This is a genomic window from Nitrosospira multiformis (genome assembly GCF_900110185.1).
Taxonomy (GTDB): Bacteria; Pseudomonadota; Gammaproteobacteria; order Burkholderiales; family Nitrosomonadaceae; genus Nitrosospira; species Nitrosospira multiformis_A.
This window is the reverse complement of record NZ_FOCT01000007.1, coordinates 94,424-111,445: the sequence shown is the minus strand read 5'-3', so window position 1 is coordinate 111,445 and position 17,022 is coordinate 94,424. Positions and strand designations below refer to the sequence as shown.

11 protein-coding genes are annotated in these 17,022 nt (G+C 51.9%); 4 read left to right on the top strand and 7 right to left on the bottom strand.

The genetic code is table 11. The features are described 5' to 3' along the window. Positions 1 to 74 precede the first annotated feature (74 nt). The gene (gene glgA, locus BMY01_RS09665) at positions 75 to 1,565 is read left to right on the top strand and encodes a glycogen synthase GlgA (RefSeq protein ID WP_074746645.1); all 1,491 of its coding nucleotides are present in this window, start codon (positions 75 to 77) and stop codon (positions 1,563 to 1,565) included. 77 nt (positions 1,566 to 1,642) lie between these two features. Here glgA and glgP read toward each other — a convergent pair whose 3' ends face one another. After that, positions 1,643 to 4,201: an alpha-glucan family phosphorylase gene (gene glgP / locus BMY01_RS09660; protein ID WP_074746643.1), complete on the bottom strand. Its 2,559-nt coding sequence runs from the start codon at positions 4,199 to 4,201 to the stop codon at positions 1,643 to 1,645. 81 nt (positions 4,202 to 4,282) lie between these two features. After that, entirely contained in the window at positions 4,283 to 4,837 is a 555-nt protein-coding gene (gene orn, locus BMY01_RS09655; protein ID WP_074746804.1) for an oligoribonuclease, read from the bottom strand. Positions 4,838 to 4,944: 107 nt separating this feature from the next. Here orn and BMY01_RS09650 point away from each other — a divergent pair, with 107 nt between their 5' ends. From BMY01_RS09650 to rsgA, 3 genes are read left to right on the top strand one after another with little or no spacing between them, the layout of a single operon-like run. Then, positions 4,945 to 6,201: a M48 family metallopeptidase gene (locus tag BMY01_RS09650; RefSeq protein WP_074746641.1), complete on the top strand. Its 1,257-nt coding sequence runs from the start codon at positions 4,945 to 4,947 to the stop codon at positions 6,199 to 6,201. Positions 6,202 to 6,232: 31 nt separating this feature from the next. Continuing rightward, complete coding sequence (locus BMY01_RS09645) at positions 6,233 to 6,574, top strand: 4a-hydroxytetrahydrobiopterin dehydratase (protein ID WP_074746639.1); 342 nt, start codon at positions 6,233 to 6,235, stop codon at positions 6,572 to 6,574. Further along, complete coding sequence (rsgA, locus tag BMY01_RS09640; RefSeq protein ID WP_074746637.1) at positions 6,571 to 7,512, top strand: ribosome small subunit-dependent GTPase A; 942 nt, start codon at positions 6,571 to 6,573, stop codon at positions 7,510 to 7,512. The genes BMY01_RS09645 and rsgA overlap by 4 nt, the downstream gene beginning before the upstream one ends. Before the next feature lie 171 nt (positions 7,513 to 7,683). On the opposite strand, the gene BMY01_RS09635 is transcribed toward rsgA, so the two are convergent. The 5 genes from BMY01_RS09635 to BMY01_RS09615 all read right to left on the bottom strand — a co-directional run bounded on the left by BMY01_RS09635 (position 7,684) and on the right by BMY01_RS09615 (position 16,959). After that, complete coding sequence (locus BMY01_RS09635; protein WP_074746636.1) at positions 7,684 to 9,345, bottom strand: SulP family inorganic anion transporter; 1,662 nt, start codon at positions 9,343 to 9,345, stop codon at positions 7,684 to 7,686. 655 nt (positions 9,346 to 10,000) lie between these two features. Further along, complete coding sequence (locus tag BMY01_RS09630) at positions 10,001 to 11,893, bottom strand: proton-conducting transporter transmembrane domain-containing protein (RefSeq protein ID WP_074746634.1); 1,893 nt, start codon at positions 11,891 to 11,893, stop codon at positions 10,001 to 10,003. After that, positions 11,890 to 14,631, bottom strand: coding sequence for a YbcC family protein (locus BMY01_RS09625; RefSeq protein WP_074746631.1), 2,742 nt, complete (start codon positions 14,629 to 14,631; stop codon positions 11,890 to 11,892). Before BMY01_RS09625 ends, BMY01_RS09630 begins: the two co-directional genes overlap by 4 nt. A gap of 389 nt (positions 14,632 to 15,020) precedes the next feature. Further along, complete coding sequence (locus BMY01_RS09620) at positions 15,021 to 16,337, bottom strand: sensor histidine kinase (protein WP_254772687.1); 1,317 nt, start codon at positions 16,335 to 16,337, stop codon at positions 15,021 to 15,023. Continuing rightward, positions 16,276 to 16,959: a response regulator transcription factor gene (locus BMY01_RS09615; RefSeq protein WP_041352815.1), complete on the bottom strand. Its 684-nt coding sequence runs from the start codon at positions 16,957 to 16,959 to the stop codon at positions 16,276 to 16,278. The genes BMY01_RS09620 and BMY01_RS09615 overlap by 62 nt, the downstream gene beginning before the upstream one ends. Positions 16,960 to 17,022 lie beyond the last annotated feature (63 nt).

Sequence of the window (17,022 nt, the reverse complement as noted above, 5' to 3'; positions counted from 1 at the left end):
TAGCGTTATGCCTATGCTCCCCGCCCAAGTTACTCCAGCTCCCATATGACAATGAACAGTAAACGGAAAAAGTCATGACTCCTGCACAATCATATCCGCACCTCGACGTTCTATTCATCACACCCGAGATTCACCCTCTTAACAAAACCGGAGGGCTGGGTGAAGTGAGCGCTGCCTTGCCCACTGCCTTGAGTGAGTTCGGAGTGAACGTGCGCATCCTCATTCCGGGTTATCCCCAAATACTCAACGGATTGAAAAACAAGCAGAAGGTAGCGGAGTTTGCCGCTCAATCCTCATTTCCGGCAGCGACACTGCTGTCGGCAAGGTTGCCATTTGGCGCCTCTGGCAATGTTCCCCTGTTCATTATTGATTGCCCGGAACTCTACTGGCGTGACGGAGGCCCCTACACCGACCCCCGGGGGCACAACTGGCCCGATAATGCGATACGCTTTGGTCTTCTCTCAAAAATCGGCGCCATTCTGGCATGCGACGCCAGTCCTCTGGACTGGCATCCGGACATTGTTCATTGCAATGACTGGCAAAGCGGGTTGGTACCTGCCTACCTCCATTTCCATAAGGGAGCAAAGGCAGCGTCTCTGATGGTGATTCATAACCTCGCTTTTCAAGGGGTATTTTCCCCCGAGACTGTATCTCAACTGGGGTTGCCTCAGTCGAGCTTCCATGTCCAAGGAGTGGAATATTATGGAGGCATGTCCTTCCTCAAAGCTGGGCTCTATTATTGCGACCATATCGTCACTGTAAGTCCTACTTATGCGAGGGAGATTCAGGTCCCGCCTCTTGGTTTTGGTATGGAAGGACTGCTCTCCCTGCGGCGCGAGCGCATCACGGGGATCGTGAACGGTATCTCCGATGAGTGGGATCCCATCAATGATCCCCATCTTGAGCAAAACTATTCGATGGATGATCTGTCCGGCAAAGTCATCAACAAGACAGTGCTGCAACAGCAACTAGGACTTACCGTCGATCCTGATGTTCCGCTGTTTGGCGCAGTGAGCCGCCTCACTTATCAGAAAGGCTATGATCTGCTTTTGCGGATCGTCACACAACTGATTGACATACCGGGGCAACTCGTTATTTTGGGGAGTGGCGAAGCGACGCTGGAGCAGGAACTGATGCGGATGGCAAGAAATCATCCCGGAAAAATGGCGGTACGTATCGGTTTTGACGAAAAACTGGCGCATCTGATAGAGGCAGGGGCTGACAGCTTCCTGATGCCATCAAGATTTGAACCCTGCGGCCTGAATCAGATGTACAGCCAGTGCTATGGCACTCCTCCCCTCGTTCATGGGACGGGCGGTTTGCTCGATACCGTTGTTGACTACACGCCGGAGAGCCTGGCTGATGGAACCGCCACGGGTTTCGTATTTCATGAACTGACGCCGGAGGCCTTTCTGGGCGCATTGGAGAGGGCTGTTGCGGCGTATCGTGACAAATCGGTATGGCGTCGTTTGATGCGAAACGGTATGGCACAGGATTTCAGCTGGCGTGCCAGCGCAGCCGACTACCGGAAAATCTACCTGTCGCTGCTCCACCGAAAACGATAGGCTCGAAGGCGAGCACAGTTTCTGCACGGCGACAGAGGCAGGTAGAGAAGAAGAAGACAGAGGCAGATGGAGGAAACCTACAGCCACACCATCATGCCCATTTCGAATGGATGGGTCAACAAAGCATGATATGGATAGACTCGGATATAGTAGTCCAGCTTGCCACACAAGTCGGGCGCATGATCCAACTCGAACAGGTGCTCGGCTGATTCTTCCTCGAGCCCGCTGAACTTGAAGCGGACATGCTTGAACGAGCATAACGTAGTCTTTTTCAATCGACGACAGATCAGCAGTTCGACCACCACATCTTCAGGGTGTAACCCGTTCAGCCTCACTGCGACACGAAAATCCACTGCCTCGCCGAAACTGATCTCCCTGAAAGGCGTATCCAGACGGCGAATCGTAACGCCTGCCCACGCCTTTCTTACGAACGCTTTCCACGCGGCGACTTTTTTTGCATTGCTGAAGTCATCGGCTGCATAAAGTGCGCCCTGCTTTTTTGCCGGCAGATAAAACTTCCTAGTGTATTCAGTTACCATGCGAGCGGCGTTGTAACGCGGCAGCAGCGACTTCATGGAGTTCTTGGCCATCTTTACCCAGCCCGAAGAGTAGCCCAGCTTATCGCGGGTATAGTAAAGGGGGACTACATGATCCTGCAGCGTTTCGTAAAAATCCTTGCTTTCCTCCTTGTCGCGACGCACGGGATCCATATTCTCGGGTCCCGGCTTGATAGCCCAGCCATTCTTTCCGTTATAGCCTTCTCCCCACCACCCGTCGAGGACGCTCAGGTTGATTGTCCCGTTTATACCTGCTTTCATACCGGAAGTTCCGCTTGCCTCCAATGGATACACGGGGCTGTTAATCCATACGTCCACCCCGGCCACCAGGCGGCGGGCAAGGCGGAGATCATAGTCTTCGACCAGGAGAATCTGGCCCTCGAATTCGGGCATTCGCGCAACTTCACTCACTCTCCGGATCAGATCCTGCCCAGGCACATCCGCAGGATGGGCCTTGCCGGAAAAGACGATCATCACCGGCCGTTCCTGATGAAGCATGATTCTGCGCAACCAATCGAGATCATCGAATAGCAGGGTTGCACGCTTATAGGTGGCGAAGCGCCGACCAAAACCGAGCGTCAAAATGTTCGGATTTATGGGATCTGAAAAGCGCAGAAGCCGGTCAAGATGTGCTTCCGATCCATGATTACGGGTATTCTGCGTCGTAAGGCGCGCACGGATGCCATAGAACATTTGGGATTTCAGCGTTTGGCGAACACTCCAGAATAGATGATCGGGAATGGTGTCGATGCGGGACCAGTATTCCGTATCGCACATGTTATTGCGCCACTCGTATCCCAGATAGCGGTCGAACAAGTCGGTCCATTCCTGGGCGAGGAACGTGGGAACGTGCACGCCATTCGTGATGTATGACACTGGATTTTCTTCTGGTTCGATCTGCGGCCACACATCCTTGCAGATGCGAGCAGACACATTCCCGTGGATCTTGCTTACACCATTCTGATAGCGCGAGCACCGTATGGCGAGATCGGTCATGTTGAAATCGTGACTGCCAGGGACACGGCCAAGCGCGATAAAGTCCTCACGAGTGATTTTGAGATCCTGGTAGAACGGCTCGAAATAGGTGCTGATCATGTCATCACTGAAATGATCATGCCCTGCCGGCACCGCCGTATGTGTCGTAAATACGGTACTTGCGGCTACAGCTTCCAGCGCTGCGGGAAAATCCAGGCCCTGCTGCACATGGCCACGAATGCGCTCCAGCATCATGAAAGCTGCGTGGCCTTCGTTGATGTGCCATATCGTCGGCTCGATGCCCATTTCCCGCAAAGCGCGTACCCCGCCAATGCCAAGCACGATCTCCTGCTCAATGCGCATCACCCTGTCTCCCCCATAGAGCTGATGCGTGATATCGCGATCGTCCACTGAATTTTCAGGCAGATCACTGTCCAGCAGATACAGGCTTACATGTCCTATTTTTGCCTGCCATACCTTTATCGCCACCCTGCGCTGCAGCAACTCCACACCTATCCGTACTTCGGATCCGTCCTTCCGCAAGACCGGGGCAACAGGCAAATCCGAAAAATCCGAATCAGTGTAAATGACCTGCTGATTCCCCTGATTATCGATCGTCTGGAAAAAATACCCCTGGCGATAAAGCAAGCCGATGCCAATCAAAGGCAGGCGCAAGTCGCTGGCTGCCTTGCAGTGATCGCCCGCCAGAATGCCAAGCCCTCCGGAATAAATCGGGAAACTTTCATGAAAACCGAATTCAAAACAGAAATAGGCGATCCTGTCGCTCGGGTTCAGGCTTGTATCAACGCCATTCCACAGTGTTTCCGAATGATAATAGTCATAAGCGGATACTATGCTGTTGTAATTAGCGAGGAAAACCTGATCTTCGGCTGCCTTGAGCAGCAAGGTTTCATCCACACGCTTGAGGAAAGCCTTCGGGTTATGTCCGACGGCGCCCCACAGGCTTGGATCAAGGCGTGAAAACAGCGAGCGTGTGGCGTGATCCCAGCTGTACCACAGATCGTTGGCAAGGTCTTCGAGACGTGCCAGCCGGGGGGGTATCTTCGGGGTGACAGCAATGGTAAACAAGGTGCCTTTCGACATGCTCAATCTTTCCTGAGAAGTTGAAAAATGAGGTACGGAAATAGCTTGCCTAGTCCCGGGATTTTTTTATATCGCCCCGGCTCATGGCTCTACTGTCTGCATGAAATGTTCACGGTAATATTTCAGCTCCGCAATGGAGTCGTATATATCCGACAGCGCTTCATGCTTGCACTGTTTCGTCACGCCGGCCAGAATTTCCGGTTTCCAGCGTTTTGCCAGTTCCTTCAAGGTGCTTACGTCGAGGTTCCGGTAATGGAAGTAGGCTTCCAGCCGCGGCATCCAGCGTGCCAGAAAACGCCGATCCTGGCAGATCGAATTGCCGCACATTGGCGAAACTCCGGCAGAAATATGTTCTTGAAGAAAAGCAATCATACGGACTTCCACTTCGGCTTCCGTCAGCCCGGATGCCCGCACCTTTTCCACCAGGCCCGATTTTGCATGCGTGGATTTGTTCCAGCTATCCATTCCCTCGAGCACCGATTCAGATTGCGACAAGACCAGCACCGGGGCTTCCGCAAGAACATCCAACTGTGAATCCGTTACGACCAGAGCGATTTCGAGTATGCGGTCCCTGTCCGGGCTGAGCCCGCTCATTTCCATATCGATCCAGATGAGGCGGCCATTGTCTTGTGTCATAATTGAATCGCCCTGAATTTTCGACATGTAATTGTGTCATATCACTATTGATCAGTCATCCTTCAACCGTAAATCCTGATTTGGGGCAGTACAACTCCCATTTGCACATGCCTATTTTCACTATCATTTTTCTTATCGTCCTAGCCGTCACTTCGCTTATGCGAATGTGGCTGGCGAAACGGCACATCGATCACGTCATTTCACATCGCGATCAGGTTCCGCAGGATTTTTCGTCACAGATATCATTGAAGGCGCACCAGAAAGCAGCTGACTATACTTGTGCAAAAACCCGTCTCGGATACGCCAGCATCCTGCTCGATGTTGTGCTGCTGTTGATACTCACCCTCGGAGGCGGGCTGAACGCTCTCCATACCGCTGTATCGAACTGGACGAGCGATCCATTGATGCAGGGGGTGGCGCTTATCGCAAGTGTTGTGTTCCTGGCGAGTGTAGTGGGCGTACCCCTGAGTTACTATCGCACCTTCGTGATAGAAGAGCAGTTCGGGTTCAACAAAATGAAGCCGCGCATGTTCTTCCTTGATCTGGCAAAACGGTTTACCCTGGGAATCGTGCTGGGCATGCCGCTGCTGCTTGCCGTCCTGTGGTTGATGGAAAGAATGGGTGAATACTGGTGGTTTTATGCCTGGCTGGCATGGATGATCTTCAACTTGCTGGTGCTGGCGATTTTCCCTACCTGGATCGCCCCTATCTTCAACAAATTCACTCCGCTGGACGATGTTTCCTTGAAGACGCGGATTGAAGAGCTGATGCGGAAATGCGGCTTCAAGTCCAGCGGTCTTTTCGTGATGGATGGATCGCGCCGTAGCAATCATGGCAACGCCTATTTCACAGGATTCGGCAAAACAAAAAGGATTGTTTTCTTCGATACCCTGCTGTCCCGGCTGGATGCACAGGAAATTGAAGCGGTGTTGGCGCACGAGTTAGGGCATTTCAGGCGTCACCATGTCATAAAGCGCATTGTCTGGACCTTCGCCATGAGTCTGTTGTTTCTCTGGGGGCTCGGCTACCTGATGCAACAGGATTGGTTTTACCAGGGATTGGGTGTATCGGTTGCGACAGTGCCCTCCACGGCAATGGCGTTGTTGTTGTTTTTCCTGATAATGCCTGTGTTCACTTTCCTGTTTCAGCCACTGGCGAGCCTGTATTCGCGCAAACACGAGTTTGAAGCGGATGAGTATGCCGCCCACAATGCTTCCGCAGCCGACCTCGTGCGCGCGCTTCTGAAACTTTATCGGGACAATGCATCGACACTCACGCCGGATCCTCTGCACTCGGCATTTTATGATTCGCACCCGCCCGCCGCGCTGAGGATAGCGCGGTTGAGAAGTCTGGCGCATAATTAACTTTGTTCTATATTGATCAGCAGGAGCACGAATGGATACCACTGTCAATGATCTCGCTACAAAACAATGCAAGCCTTGTGAAGGAGCGATGCCTCCTTTGTCACAAGAGGAAATAACTCAGCTGATGCGGCAGCTTGATGGCTGGAATTATCTTGGAAAAACGATTCGCAAGGAATTCAGCTTCAAGAACTACTATCAAACAATGGCATTCGTTAATGCTGTAGCATGGATATCCCACCGGGAGGACCATCATCCCGACATTACTGTCGGTTACAACAAATGTCAGGTGGAATACACAACCCATGCTATCGGTGGTTTGTCGGAGAATGACTTTATTTGCGCCGCGAAAATTGACACCCTTTTTCAAATTTGAGATCGCCTGGCCGCCCATCAGTTACCTCACCTCCTCTTCAGGGAGAAATCGTAGCGGCCTTCGGCAGGCATTTCCTCGTTAAAACCGCCGATGACTCGACGCTCACATGCGTGTTACGCGGAAAAAAGAGTGGGGCGGCATGCGGTGATCGGGTTGAAATCTATCAAACGGCCTCTGAGCAGGGGGTTATCGAAAGGATTTTACCGCGTAGCGCTCTTTTATACCGAAGTGATCTCTCCCGCGAAAAACTCATTGCAGCCAATGCCACCCAGGTAATCATTGTAGTGGCGCCAGTTCCAAGCTTCAGCGAGGAGCTGATAAATCGCTGCCTGGTTGCCGCCGAAAGCCAACGGCTCAGTGTTCTGATCGTACTCAACAAGACAGACCTGGTAGGGCCTAGCAGAGCTGCCTTTAACGGACTCTCACTCTATCGGGAGCTCGACTATACTCTGTTGCCCATTTGCGCCAGAAACGACGTAAAACCCCTGCTGCCCTATCTGGAAGACCATCTCAGCGTACTGGTGGGCCAGTCCGGTATGGGAAAATCTACCATCATCAATGCGCTTGTTCCTGACGCTGAGCGTGCCACTGCCGACATTTCCGCCACCCTCCACGCAGGTCGCCACACGACAACTCATGCGCGGCTCTACCATCTCGACCGAAATATCCGAATCATAGATTCTCCGGGAATTCAGCAGTTCGGCTTGCAGCATCTGAGCATTGAAGATATTGCCTGGGGATTCAGGGAATTCCGTCCCTACATCGGCAAATGCAAGTTCAATAATTGCCGCCATTCAGGCGAACCAGGGTGCGCATTGGCGGATGCGATGCGGGAGAACAAGGTTAGCGTACGCCGCATTGACCTCTACCATAAACTCATCACTTCGTTAAGCACGAATCGCATTCCGTCTTCTTCCTCCCGGACGAAAATCCAGTAGCGGTTATCAATCCGCTTACTTCCGTTCGATACAAGCGGGATGAAACAGGCACTGAGTATCATAAAAGCTGCGATACGTTCTTTTCCATAAGTCAAAAAAAAAGCACGATGGACCGGAGATACGGTCCATCGTGCTTCTATTACTTTTATTACGAAGCCTGCTGGTCAGGCATCACTCCCTCGACGCGCTACTATCAAGCGAGGGTGCGGTAGCGCTGACTTTTTCCTTCTTCGCCTTTCTTCCCGCGAGCGGATGGGCGGAGAAAGGTTGGAAGCGATCGAAGCCTGTTACCGTCACGGTACCACCGTTTTCGACATATTGCTCTTCGAAATGCTCCAGGAATTCCATGAAGGTATGATCGACCAGCGTTGCCTGGCTGAAATCAAGAACGACTTCCTTTTTTGGTTCAAACTTGGCCAGTACTTTCTTGAAACCGATCAGGTTGGAAAATATTGCGGCATCCTGAACGTTCATGGAGTACTGATTTCCCGTCTGCTTCAGTTGATAGCGCGCCGAGAAAAGGTTGCCAAGCGATGCGCCATTTACGATATGGAAGACGAATTTGACGAGAATACCTGCTCCGATACCCATCAACAGGTCGCTGGCGACTGTCACTGCAATCGTAACCAGGAAGATCGTCAACTGCTCGCTGCCAATCTTGTAGGTCTTGAAAAACTCGTGCGGCGAGGCCAGCCGGTAGCCTACGAAGATCAGCATGGCTGCCAGCGCGGCATTCGGAATCATCTCGATCACGGGGATCAGGAACAGCATCGAGACAAACAGGCAGAGGCCATGGAAGAAATTGGCCCAGCGCGTGCGTGCACCAAAACCGACGTTGGCTGAACTACGTGCCACTTCCGATATCATTGGGGATCCACCCACTACAGCGGCGAGTGTATTGCCGGCACCGACGGCGATCAAGTCCTTGTTGAAATTGGATTGCCGCCTCCAGGGATCCAGACTGTCAACTGCTTTGACGGTAAGACAGGACTCCAGACTTCCCACCAGCAGGAACATGATCACGTATTTCCAGAACGCCCCTGTTCCAATTTGCGAAAAATCGGCGTTAAAAGCAATTTCCTTCCAGAAATCACCGATATGCACAAGGATATGAGCGGGTTGCGTTCCCTTGAAATCCAGCGCGATAGCAGCGGGGATAGCTATCAGCAATACAACCATTGGAGCTGGAATTTTCTTTACTAAAGGGCTTTTTATCTTAGGCAATCCAAACAGGACGACCAGACTGAGTATCCCGACTATTGCCACAGGCACGTTTGGATTCATGATGGAATGGGGAATATGCGCGTAAAGCTTCACAGGTCCCATTCCCGCCAGGGTCGCCGGGTCTATTCCGAGAAGGATGTGCGCCTGCTTCGAAATAATGATAAGCCCGATCGCAGCCAGCATTCCATGCACCGCCGATAACGGGAAGAAATCGCTAAGCGAACCTGCCCTCATAAAGCCGATGACGACTTGCAGCGCGCCCGCGACGACCATGACGCCCAGGGCCATTTTCCACCCTTCCGGACCGCCGCCGACTTCGGCAACGCAGCCTGCGACAATGGTAATCAAGCCCGCTGCCGGGCCTTTGATGGTTAGTTGTGAACCGGCAAAGAACGCGACTACCAGCCCGCCGATCATGGCGGTAAGCACGCCCATTGCGGGTGGAAAATCACCAGCTTTGGCGATACCTAGACTAAGCGGCAGAGCCAGTAGGAAGACAAAGAATCCGGCCATAAAATCGTACCGGAAGTTCTCCAACATCCCCGACAGACCATCTTTCGGTACTGTCAGTTTAGCGGTAGAAGCAGTAGCTGCATTAGCTGAACTCATCAGTGATAACTCCTGTTAATTGGATTTTAATATCCTGAATAAAAAAGTCTCATATTTCCATTAATTTCCATTCGCCTGCCAGGTTTCTCAGCAGCAGGCTTATCCAGAGGGTTTGAAGAGCCTCATGCGCGGTATTTTTCGTCTATAAAACATGTGTGTTTTCATCTCAACCAAGTTTTCGTGTCCTGCGCCATACGTCTTCACATTTGTGATATAATTCATCCTTTATCCATCCCCTTTCAGAGGAGTTGCTCAAAGTACGGAATACCATCCCGCATTTCCCTCTTCCCCCTCTACACACCCCCGCATCTTTTTTCTTTCGAAGTGTGAGGCTTCGCATACTTTGTCTTTTATTGCCTCTGATGAGGCCTCATTACGTGCGCTGAAGTCGGTCAGAAATGAATTTGTCTACGCCTCTATTACTCCCTCGCGGAAGAGGGACACATCTTCCGAAACCTTCTGAGGCGTTCACTTATTATTCATTACTCGGGCACCTCCTTATTTCCTGATAACCCCCCCTTGTAGATACTTGTTAAGCGCCGGCTTTATTCCAGGATTTCTCTCGCATGGCTTCTGATTCCCTGGGTTTAAGCCGGCGCCTTTCATTTCATCAGATCTATCCGTGGACTCCCACTTTCATATCATGATTTCACGTTCACGAGTTTTTGAAGGGGACGGCATGGTAAGTCTTAACATGAGGTCCAAGATAAACCCGCGAATATATTCTCACCAGAGAGAGACCGACGATGATGAAACTCAGTGCGAGAATGAATGCAAATACGATCTGGTCCGTGTGAATATGGGTGAAGATCAGGTCTATTCCCAGGAACGATGGCGTAATAGGAAAACCCATCAGGCCCAGACACGCAAGCAGGAAAATGAAAGCCTGGGTAGGGTATTCATAGACATGACCCTGACCCTGAGGTTCCTTCAGATCCACCTTCCGCTCGAGTGATTTCAGTTGTGCCAGACACGCGTATCCCACAAGACCCGAAAGGAGGATGCCACTTATATAAATGACGATCTCCCGGGTCGTAACCTCGTCGTAAAACGAGATGGCGAGCGCGACCCAGAGATGATTCATGATGACGAAGTACCAGCTCAACTGGGGACTCATTCTTTCCGAGAAAGACTTCAGCACGACGATCAGGGCGATGAAGGCAAATAGTGTCGGCAGGAATTGCTGGACCCCGGCCGGTAAAGACTGTTCGTAGTACAGGCAGGCGAGGCCGACGAGGAAAAGTGTAGTAGCGATAACGAAACCGCCAGTTCCGGATAACACCAGGTTCAGCTTCCTGCCGATCCATTTCACGGGATCCCAGAAGAAGAAATACATGAACGAATCGAGGTTGAACTCCTTCACGCTCAGCATATAAGCCGCATACTCGATTTGCTTGGATGTGGAGTGCTTGTCGATGTATTCCCTTGGAACAAAGTTGTAGAACTGATCGCGGAGCAGGAAGGTCACGGCTGATGGCGAAACCAGAAGCTGATACGTCCGCAAGAATGCATTTCCTGCCAAATGGATCAAGGCAAGATCATAAAACCCTAACGCCACTTCCACGAAAATGATGCCGATCTGCGCCACCGAAGAGTAGGCGATCTGCGTCTTGATCGAGGACTGTACGCGTGAAATAAGGGTCGCGACTACGGCGGTCGCCACGCCAAGAAGAATCACAGGCGCTACCACAACGATCTGATTTTCCCAGAATGGGAACGTTCTCAGCAAAAGGAAGACACCCAGGTGAACCGAGAGCGATCCGTAAAAGATTGCACTCGACGGGGTCGGGCCCTCCATTGCTCTGGGCACCCAGGAAGAGAATGGAAGTTGACCCGATTTCACGGCGGCCGCCAGCAGGAGCATCAACCCGATCAAAATCCCCAATGTCGTGTTGCCCTCAAGAGTCTGTGCAACCAGTTCCGGATGCATGAGCTTGGAGAACGTAATGTTTTCATGCCACAGATGATGACTCATCCAGATGACCAGAATCAAACCCATATCCGCCACGCGAAACACCGTGAATACCTTGAGCGCATTTTTTACCGGCAGATACCGCTCCCTGTAGAACCCGATCAGGAGGAAGGACGTGATTCCCAGAACTTCCCAACCAATGAAGAGCGTCTCGAAATTACCGGAGAAAATGATGATGTTGTAGCCGATGAAAAAGAACAGGATGGTGTTGAAAAACCGCTTATAGCCCCTTTCGCGATGAAGGTACCATCTGGAGTAGACGGTAACCAGAAAGCAGAGAAAGGAACCGACGAACAGATAAACCGCGGTAATTTTGTCGAAATAGAATGAAATGAAAAACTTGTAACTTTCCGTGTTATACAGGATAAGCTCAATTGTCTCGAGCGTCGGGTATCCGCCGAACAGCCACAGGACCAGGAATATCCAGGCCAAAACCATGTGCGAACCGACAGTGGAGTAGGCTATCCAGGAAATGGCGTCCTCATTCTTTTTCGGCACGAGCATGGTGAGCGCAAACCCGATCAACGGGATGATTATGAATAACCCAAGCAGCGAGGTTAGCAGCGGCATCGTCATTTTTTCACTCTCTCCTTCTTCTCGATAAAGTAGACAGGTAAATTCTCTTGAACCGCATCCAGGGTTTCGATCGATTCCGCTTTCTTAGCCCGTTCCATCAATGCGCTCAGATCCGATACGGTTTCCAGATCGTTCAACAGGGGCTTGTAAATCTTAGAGAAACTACCGTCCTTGTACAGCCAGAGCTCACCGGTGTCCGGATGCACGACCACGCAGTGCACCCAGTAGTTTTCATAAAAGGAATAGTTTGCCGTCTGCGACTTGATCACCTTCAATGCCACATCGGGATAATGTTCGATGATGACCAGGAGACGGACGGGATCGTGAATCTCGATCATCTGGCTGGGAAGCCCTGTCCTCAAATCGCCGTCCGCGCCGTTGGCCACCCCGATCAGACCCATGACGTTGTGCGGCAGTTTCGTTCCGGCACCCATTTTGTGGTTGTCGGTCCGGGAGAAAAAATACTCGAGGTCGATACCGCCCATAACCAACGCAATGGGGCCCATGGACATGGTGAGGAACTTACCTTCGGGATCAGTGCGGTAGTCATAGGTGCTCGTGGACGCCCGCCTGTCCAGGAAGAGGTTTTCCGTAATGCTCCGTCTGCCGATAATACTTACCGCATTGGTCGCATGATTGAGCTCCGGCCGGGGTTCGAACAGCGAAACCGATCTCCTGCGAATTTCCTCGTGAATCTCCTTGGGACTCATTTTGGTATCAATGGATACCAATCTTCTGGACCGCTCCTTCGCGTGAAGATCGAGCGCTTCATTGATGACGAGCGTATTCCTCCTATGTTTTCCGGCGTTTTCCTCGGAGAGAATCTCTTCATCGAAGAAGGCGACTTCGTCACGCGTGGTGTCGTGCAGACCCGGGAGGAACTGGGTAGTGGGCGGAATAACGACGCCCCGCTCTTTGAGAGCCTCCCTTACCTTGGGATGGTTGGCCATGTAACAGAACGTCCGGGCATTCACCGATCCGGGTCGGCCACCGCATGCGCCACAGTCATAGGCGGTATAGTGAGGGTTGTTTACGCTGGACGCGCCGTGGCCAATCATGTAAACGATGGGAGCAAAGGTTTTATCTACCCCGTTTAAGCCCGTACTGGTCAGGACACCCTGAACGCGCTGGACCATCTCGTCAATCGTAAACCCGATCTGCAAACCGTTTTCCTTGTCGTTCGGGTCCTTGTTTTCGATGGTGAGCCTCGCGTCCTTGTCCACGTGGGAATAAGAGGAGGCCATGGCAGGCATCGCGCCTGGCTTGAATACATTCAAGGCTAATCTCAGGGCCGACACAAACCCGATGGTTTGGGAGATAAACCAGCCCTGGAAAAGCGAATGCGTGAGCTTGGAAAAATGTACTTCCTTCTTTATCTTCTGCTTATTACCGATTTCCTTGACGAGGAATTTGGGGAAGACCGGCGCGGGACAGCATTTCGTGTAAAACTTGCCGTTCTCGGGTTGATAATACAGTTCGACGTTAAAAAATCCGGCGGTGGTGAACGTTTCGCAATCCGGATCCAGTTGCTCGAGGTAACGGCGGAACGATGTCAACCGGTCATCGATGCAGAAGTACGTCTGGAAACTTCTGTTTTCGATCTTTCTTTCCCAGGTCTTGTCCTGCAAAGCTATTCCAGCCAACACCTGATCGTAGTACGTCCACTCAAAAGCATCGTGCCAAAGGGAAAAAACCGTATCGACCTCAGTCTCGGGCACATCGGCGAACAACGGTTCGGGCCGCTCTTCCAGAATGCGGGCAATGGGTTCCCAACTTTCTCCGAAATAGGAATCGAGCGCGTCAATCTCAAGCAAAAGCTCGAAGACAACCAGGTCATGAACGGTAATGTTCTTCGGGTTCAGGAGAGAGGCAGGCTGGGCCTCGACGGAAGCTACCATGCCCGACCAACCCGGGTGCGCAAACTGCTGGTCAAACAGATACTGCGCATAGAGGGTTTCATCCCCCACCAGGAGCTTCAGCAGATCCTCCATCTTGCAGTTTCCAGACACCAAAAGCTTTTTAGCTCTCTTCGTCTTGAAGAAACTGGTAAAGCTTTTTTCTTCCATTTCCTTCAAGGCCGCAAGAAAACCCTTGTGGCCTATTGGGAAACCCCATATTGAAATTCCCTGATCGAGGTAGCTGCACAGGATTCTGAACAGAAGCGGGTGAACCATCAGGTCCAGGTCAATAGGATAATGGCGCTTCCAGTTCGCTCTCAGTTTGCCTATTCGGGGGGAAACGGAATCGTCATATTCCTTCTCAAGCAGCCGCTGCATCCAATCCTCAAGATACTGTGCGCCCTTCTGCTCGGAAATGACCCGCTCAAGAATATCCTTGCGGATACGCCCGGCTTCGTACAGGTCTCTATATTCACGAAGTTGAAGAGAGGGAAAATATCCGAATATTTTTTTTGCGCGACGCGTTCCCTCATGGAAGGTATAGTTCTGGAACGCGTGTAATGTATTATGATGAATAAAGTCCTTCAGCGGAGCCTGCGAGGGCAGATAGTGCTGCAGGTCATGGAGCACTTCCTCTTCATTGAAGGAAGAAACGGAGGCTTCCTGCGCCTGGGCTCCAGTCCGCTCCCCGTGCAGCGTGCTGACATCCGCCCGTTTATCCGCGTGAGCCGGTGCGCTTACCGCGGCGGAAGCTGCAAACTGTTTTGGAGAATCCTTCACCAACTCGATCCTCTTTCCCTCTTTCTGAATATTTTCATCTTTGTCTATTGCTGCTGGCATAATTTTTACTCCTCTTCTTCGTGACGCCTTCTGACCTGTTGATAGGATTCCCTTTAACTAAAATAAACTCGATTCATTGACTTAAAATAACAGAGGAATTTACTCAGGTATTTACTCAGGTATCAAATTAACACACGCCTTGTGAAGAATTCGTGAAGATAAATACCCCGATAAACAGAGTTTAAACGAGCACCCTTATCGGATGAGGCAGGCATCCCGCCGGTCCGATCACTAAAAAGTGGCGTCTTCAGGAAGGAGAAAGGGGTGGAAATAGTCCGCAAAGCGCGGATTTTGCAGAAGATCGAATAGCGAGAACTGTAGAGCTTCCGCTATGTCGGGTAGTCAAGGGAAACCTGCAGGGAAATGCTTTTCTCCAGGAAAAACGAGGGTCAGGGAAATACAATATGGAAGGTCGCGCCTTGTCCCGGCATGCTTTCGACTTCTATGCTCCATCCATAGTAGTCGCAGATGCGCTTGACGATAGCAAGTCCTATGCCCAGGCCTTCACCTTGCGTTGAACCGCGGAAGAAGCGTTCATACAGGAGGGGTAGATAGGAAGGCTCAATACCTATACCGGAATCGGAAATCGAAAGACGATTGCCTTTGAAATTTACCCGTATGAAACCGCTATTGGTATATTGCACCGCATTGCGCAGCAGATTCACAAGGGCCGTGTGAATCGCCTGCCGATTCAGGGTCAGCATGGCTTTCGGTTCCACCGTGACTTCGAATGTAAGATGCTTTCGATAGATCTCCCCGCATATCGATTCTGCCGCATCGTAAACACACTCGGCCAGGTCCACGGGTTCCATTACCCCGAGCGACTGCTCGCGCGCAAGAAATAACAGGGCTTGCAACTGCTCGCCCATGCGGGTTGCGGCGCTTTCGATCATGCCGATGCGCATGCGCGCTCTTTCCGAGAGATTCGGTTCCGCGACCAGCAGTTCACAGCTTGTCAGGATAGTTGTAATCGGAGTGCGCAGCTCATGGCTTATATTGGCGGTAAACTCCTGTTCCCTGCGCAGCATGCGGGTTATGCGGCTTTGATAGTCATCCAGAGCGCGCGCGAGCTGCGCCACTTCTTCATCCTGCCCGGGCTGGGTAAGCGTTTCCCCCTGGATGTCACCCGGCGCGAGATGCCTCACCTGCTCGGCGAGATCAGTCACCTGCTTGACCAGCACTCCGGCCAGCAGATATCCCACCACGACTGCGACACCCACGACGGAAATGAGCGACAGGACGATGAGCAGTTTCAATTCCCGTTGCCGCGCTTCGTGCAGACCTATTTCATAGGCGACAAGAAACTTGACCCCGTCCACGTGATGGACCGCTACCCGGACTTCCTCCGGGCCGCGAAAAACCTTGTGCCGCCTGTAACTCAGCCCCTGCAGATAGGAAGGAAGGCGAGATTCTTCGGAGGGATCGTGTATGATATATTTTTCGAGATTGGAACCTTCCTGCGGCACGAAGTCCGCATGCTCGCGATAGCGCTGGAGCAGATAATCCATCTCGGTTTCGATGATCTGCTCGATATGAGCTTCTTCGATGTCATCGGAAGCGATATACAGGCTGACACCTAGCGTTCCGACAACGACTATACAGAATATCGCAAACGCGAGCGCAACACGAAGGCGAAGCCCACGCCTAATTACGGGCACGCGTGGAAAGCCGATAGCCGAGACCGTGAACGGTTTCGATTGGATCATAGCCACCTGCGCGCGTCAATGCGCGGCGAAGCTCGTGCATGTGACTGCGGAGGGTATCGCTGGTTTCCTGCACATCCCCCCATACTTCCGATTCGAGTTCCCTGCGGCTGAAAACGCGGCCAGGCTCACTCATGATGACTGCAAGCAAGCCAATGCATTTCGGCGGCAACTTGACGTTCGCGCCCGCGAAGCGGATTGTGAGGGTTTTCGGATCGAAGGAAAGATCCTCGGTTTCCAGCGTTCGACTGGTAACCTTGCCCTTTCGACGTTTGTGCATGGCAACCAGCCGCGCTTCAACTTCTTTCAAGGCGAAGGGTTTGACCAGATAATCATCCGCCCCGCAATCGAAACCTTTCAGCTTGTCTTCCAGCGTGTCGCGCGCTGTCAGCATCAGGACCGGGGTATCGAGATGCGCTTCCTGGCGAAGCTTCCGGCACAGTGTTATACCATCCGCACCCGGTAATCCCAGATCAAGCAAAATGCCATCAAACTGCTGTGTAACCGCAAGATGCAGCCCCGTGATCCCATCAGCCGCCGCATCGACACTGTGACCGCGGGCTTCGAGAAAGTCGTACAGATTACTGGCTATTGCCCGATCATCTTCAATAATAAGTATGCGCACGTGAAGAGTTCCAAACAATCAGACCTACAGAAATATCATGTAGATTCAATGTGAAAAAATTCT

Excerpts from the sequence above, each read along its gene's own strand:
- glgA (WP_074746645.1), top strand. The coding sequence starts at position 75 with ATGACTCCTGCACAATCATATCCGCACCTCGACGTTCTATTCATCACA.
- glgP (WP_074746643.1), bottom strand. The coding sequence starts at position 4,201 with ATGTCGAAAGGCACCTTGTTTACCATTGCTGTCACCCCGAAGATACCC.
- orn (WP_074746804.1), bottom strand. The coding sequence starts at position 4,837 with ATGACACAAGACAATGGCCGCCTCATCTGGATCGATATGGAAATGAGC.
- BMY01_RS09650 (WP_074746641.1), top strand. The coding sequence starts at position 4,945 with ATGCCTATTTTCACTATCATTTTTCTTATCGTCCTAGCCGTCACTTCG.
- BMY01_RS09645 (WP_074746639.1), top strand. The coding sequence starts at position 6,233 with ATGGATACCACTGTCAATGATCTCGCTACAAAACAATGCAAGCCTTGT.
- BMY01_RS09635 (WP_074746636.1), bottom strand. The coding sequence starts at position 9,345 with ATGAGTTCAGCTAATGCAGCTACTGCTTCTACCGCTAAACTGACAGTA.
- BMY01_RS09630 (WP_074746634.1), bottom strand. The coding sequence starts at position 11,893 with ATGACGATGCCGCTGCTAACCTCGCTGCTTGGGTTATTCATAATCATC.
- BMY01_RS09625 (WP_074746631.1), bottom strand. The coding sequence starts at position 14,631 with ATGCCAGCAGCAATAGACAAAGATGAAAATATTCAGAAAGAGGGAAAG.
- BMY01_RS09620 (WP_254772687.1), bottom strand. The coding sequence starts at position 16,337 with ATGATCCAATCGAAACCGTTCACGGTCTCGGCTATCGGCTTTCCACGC.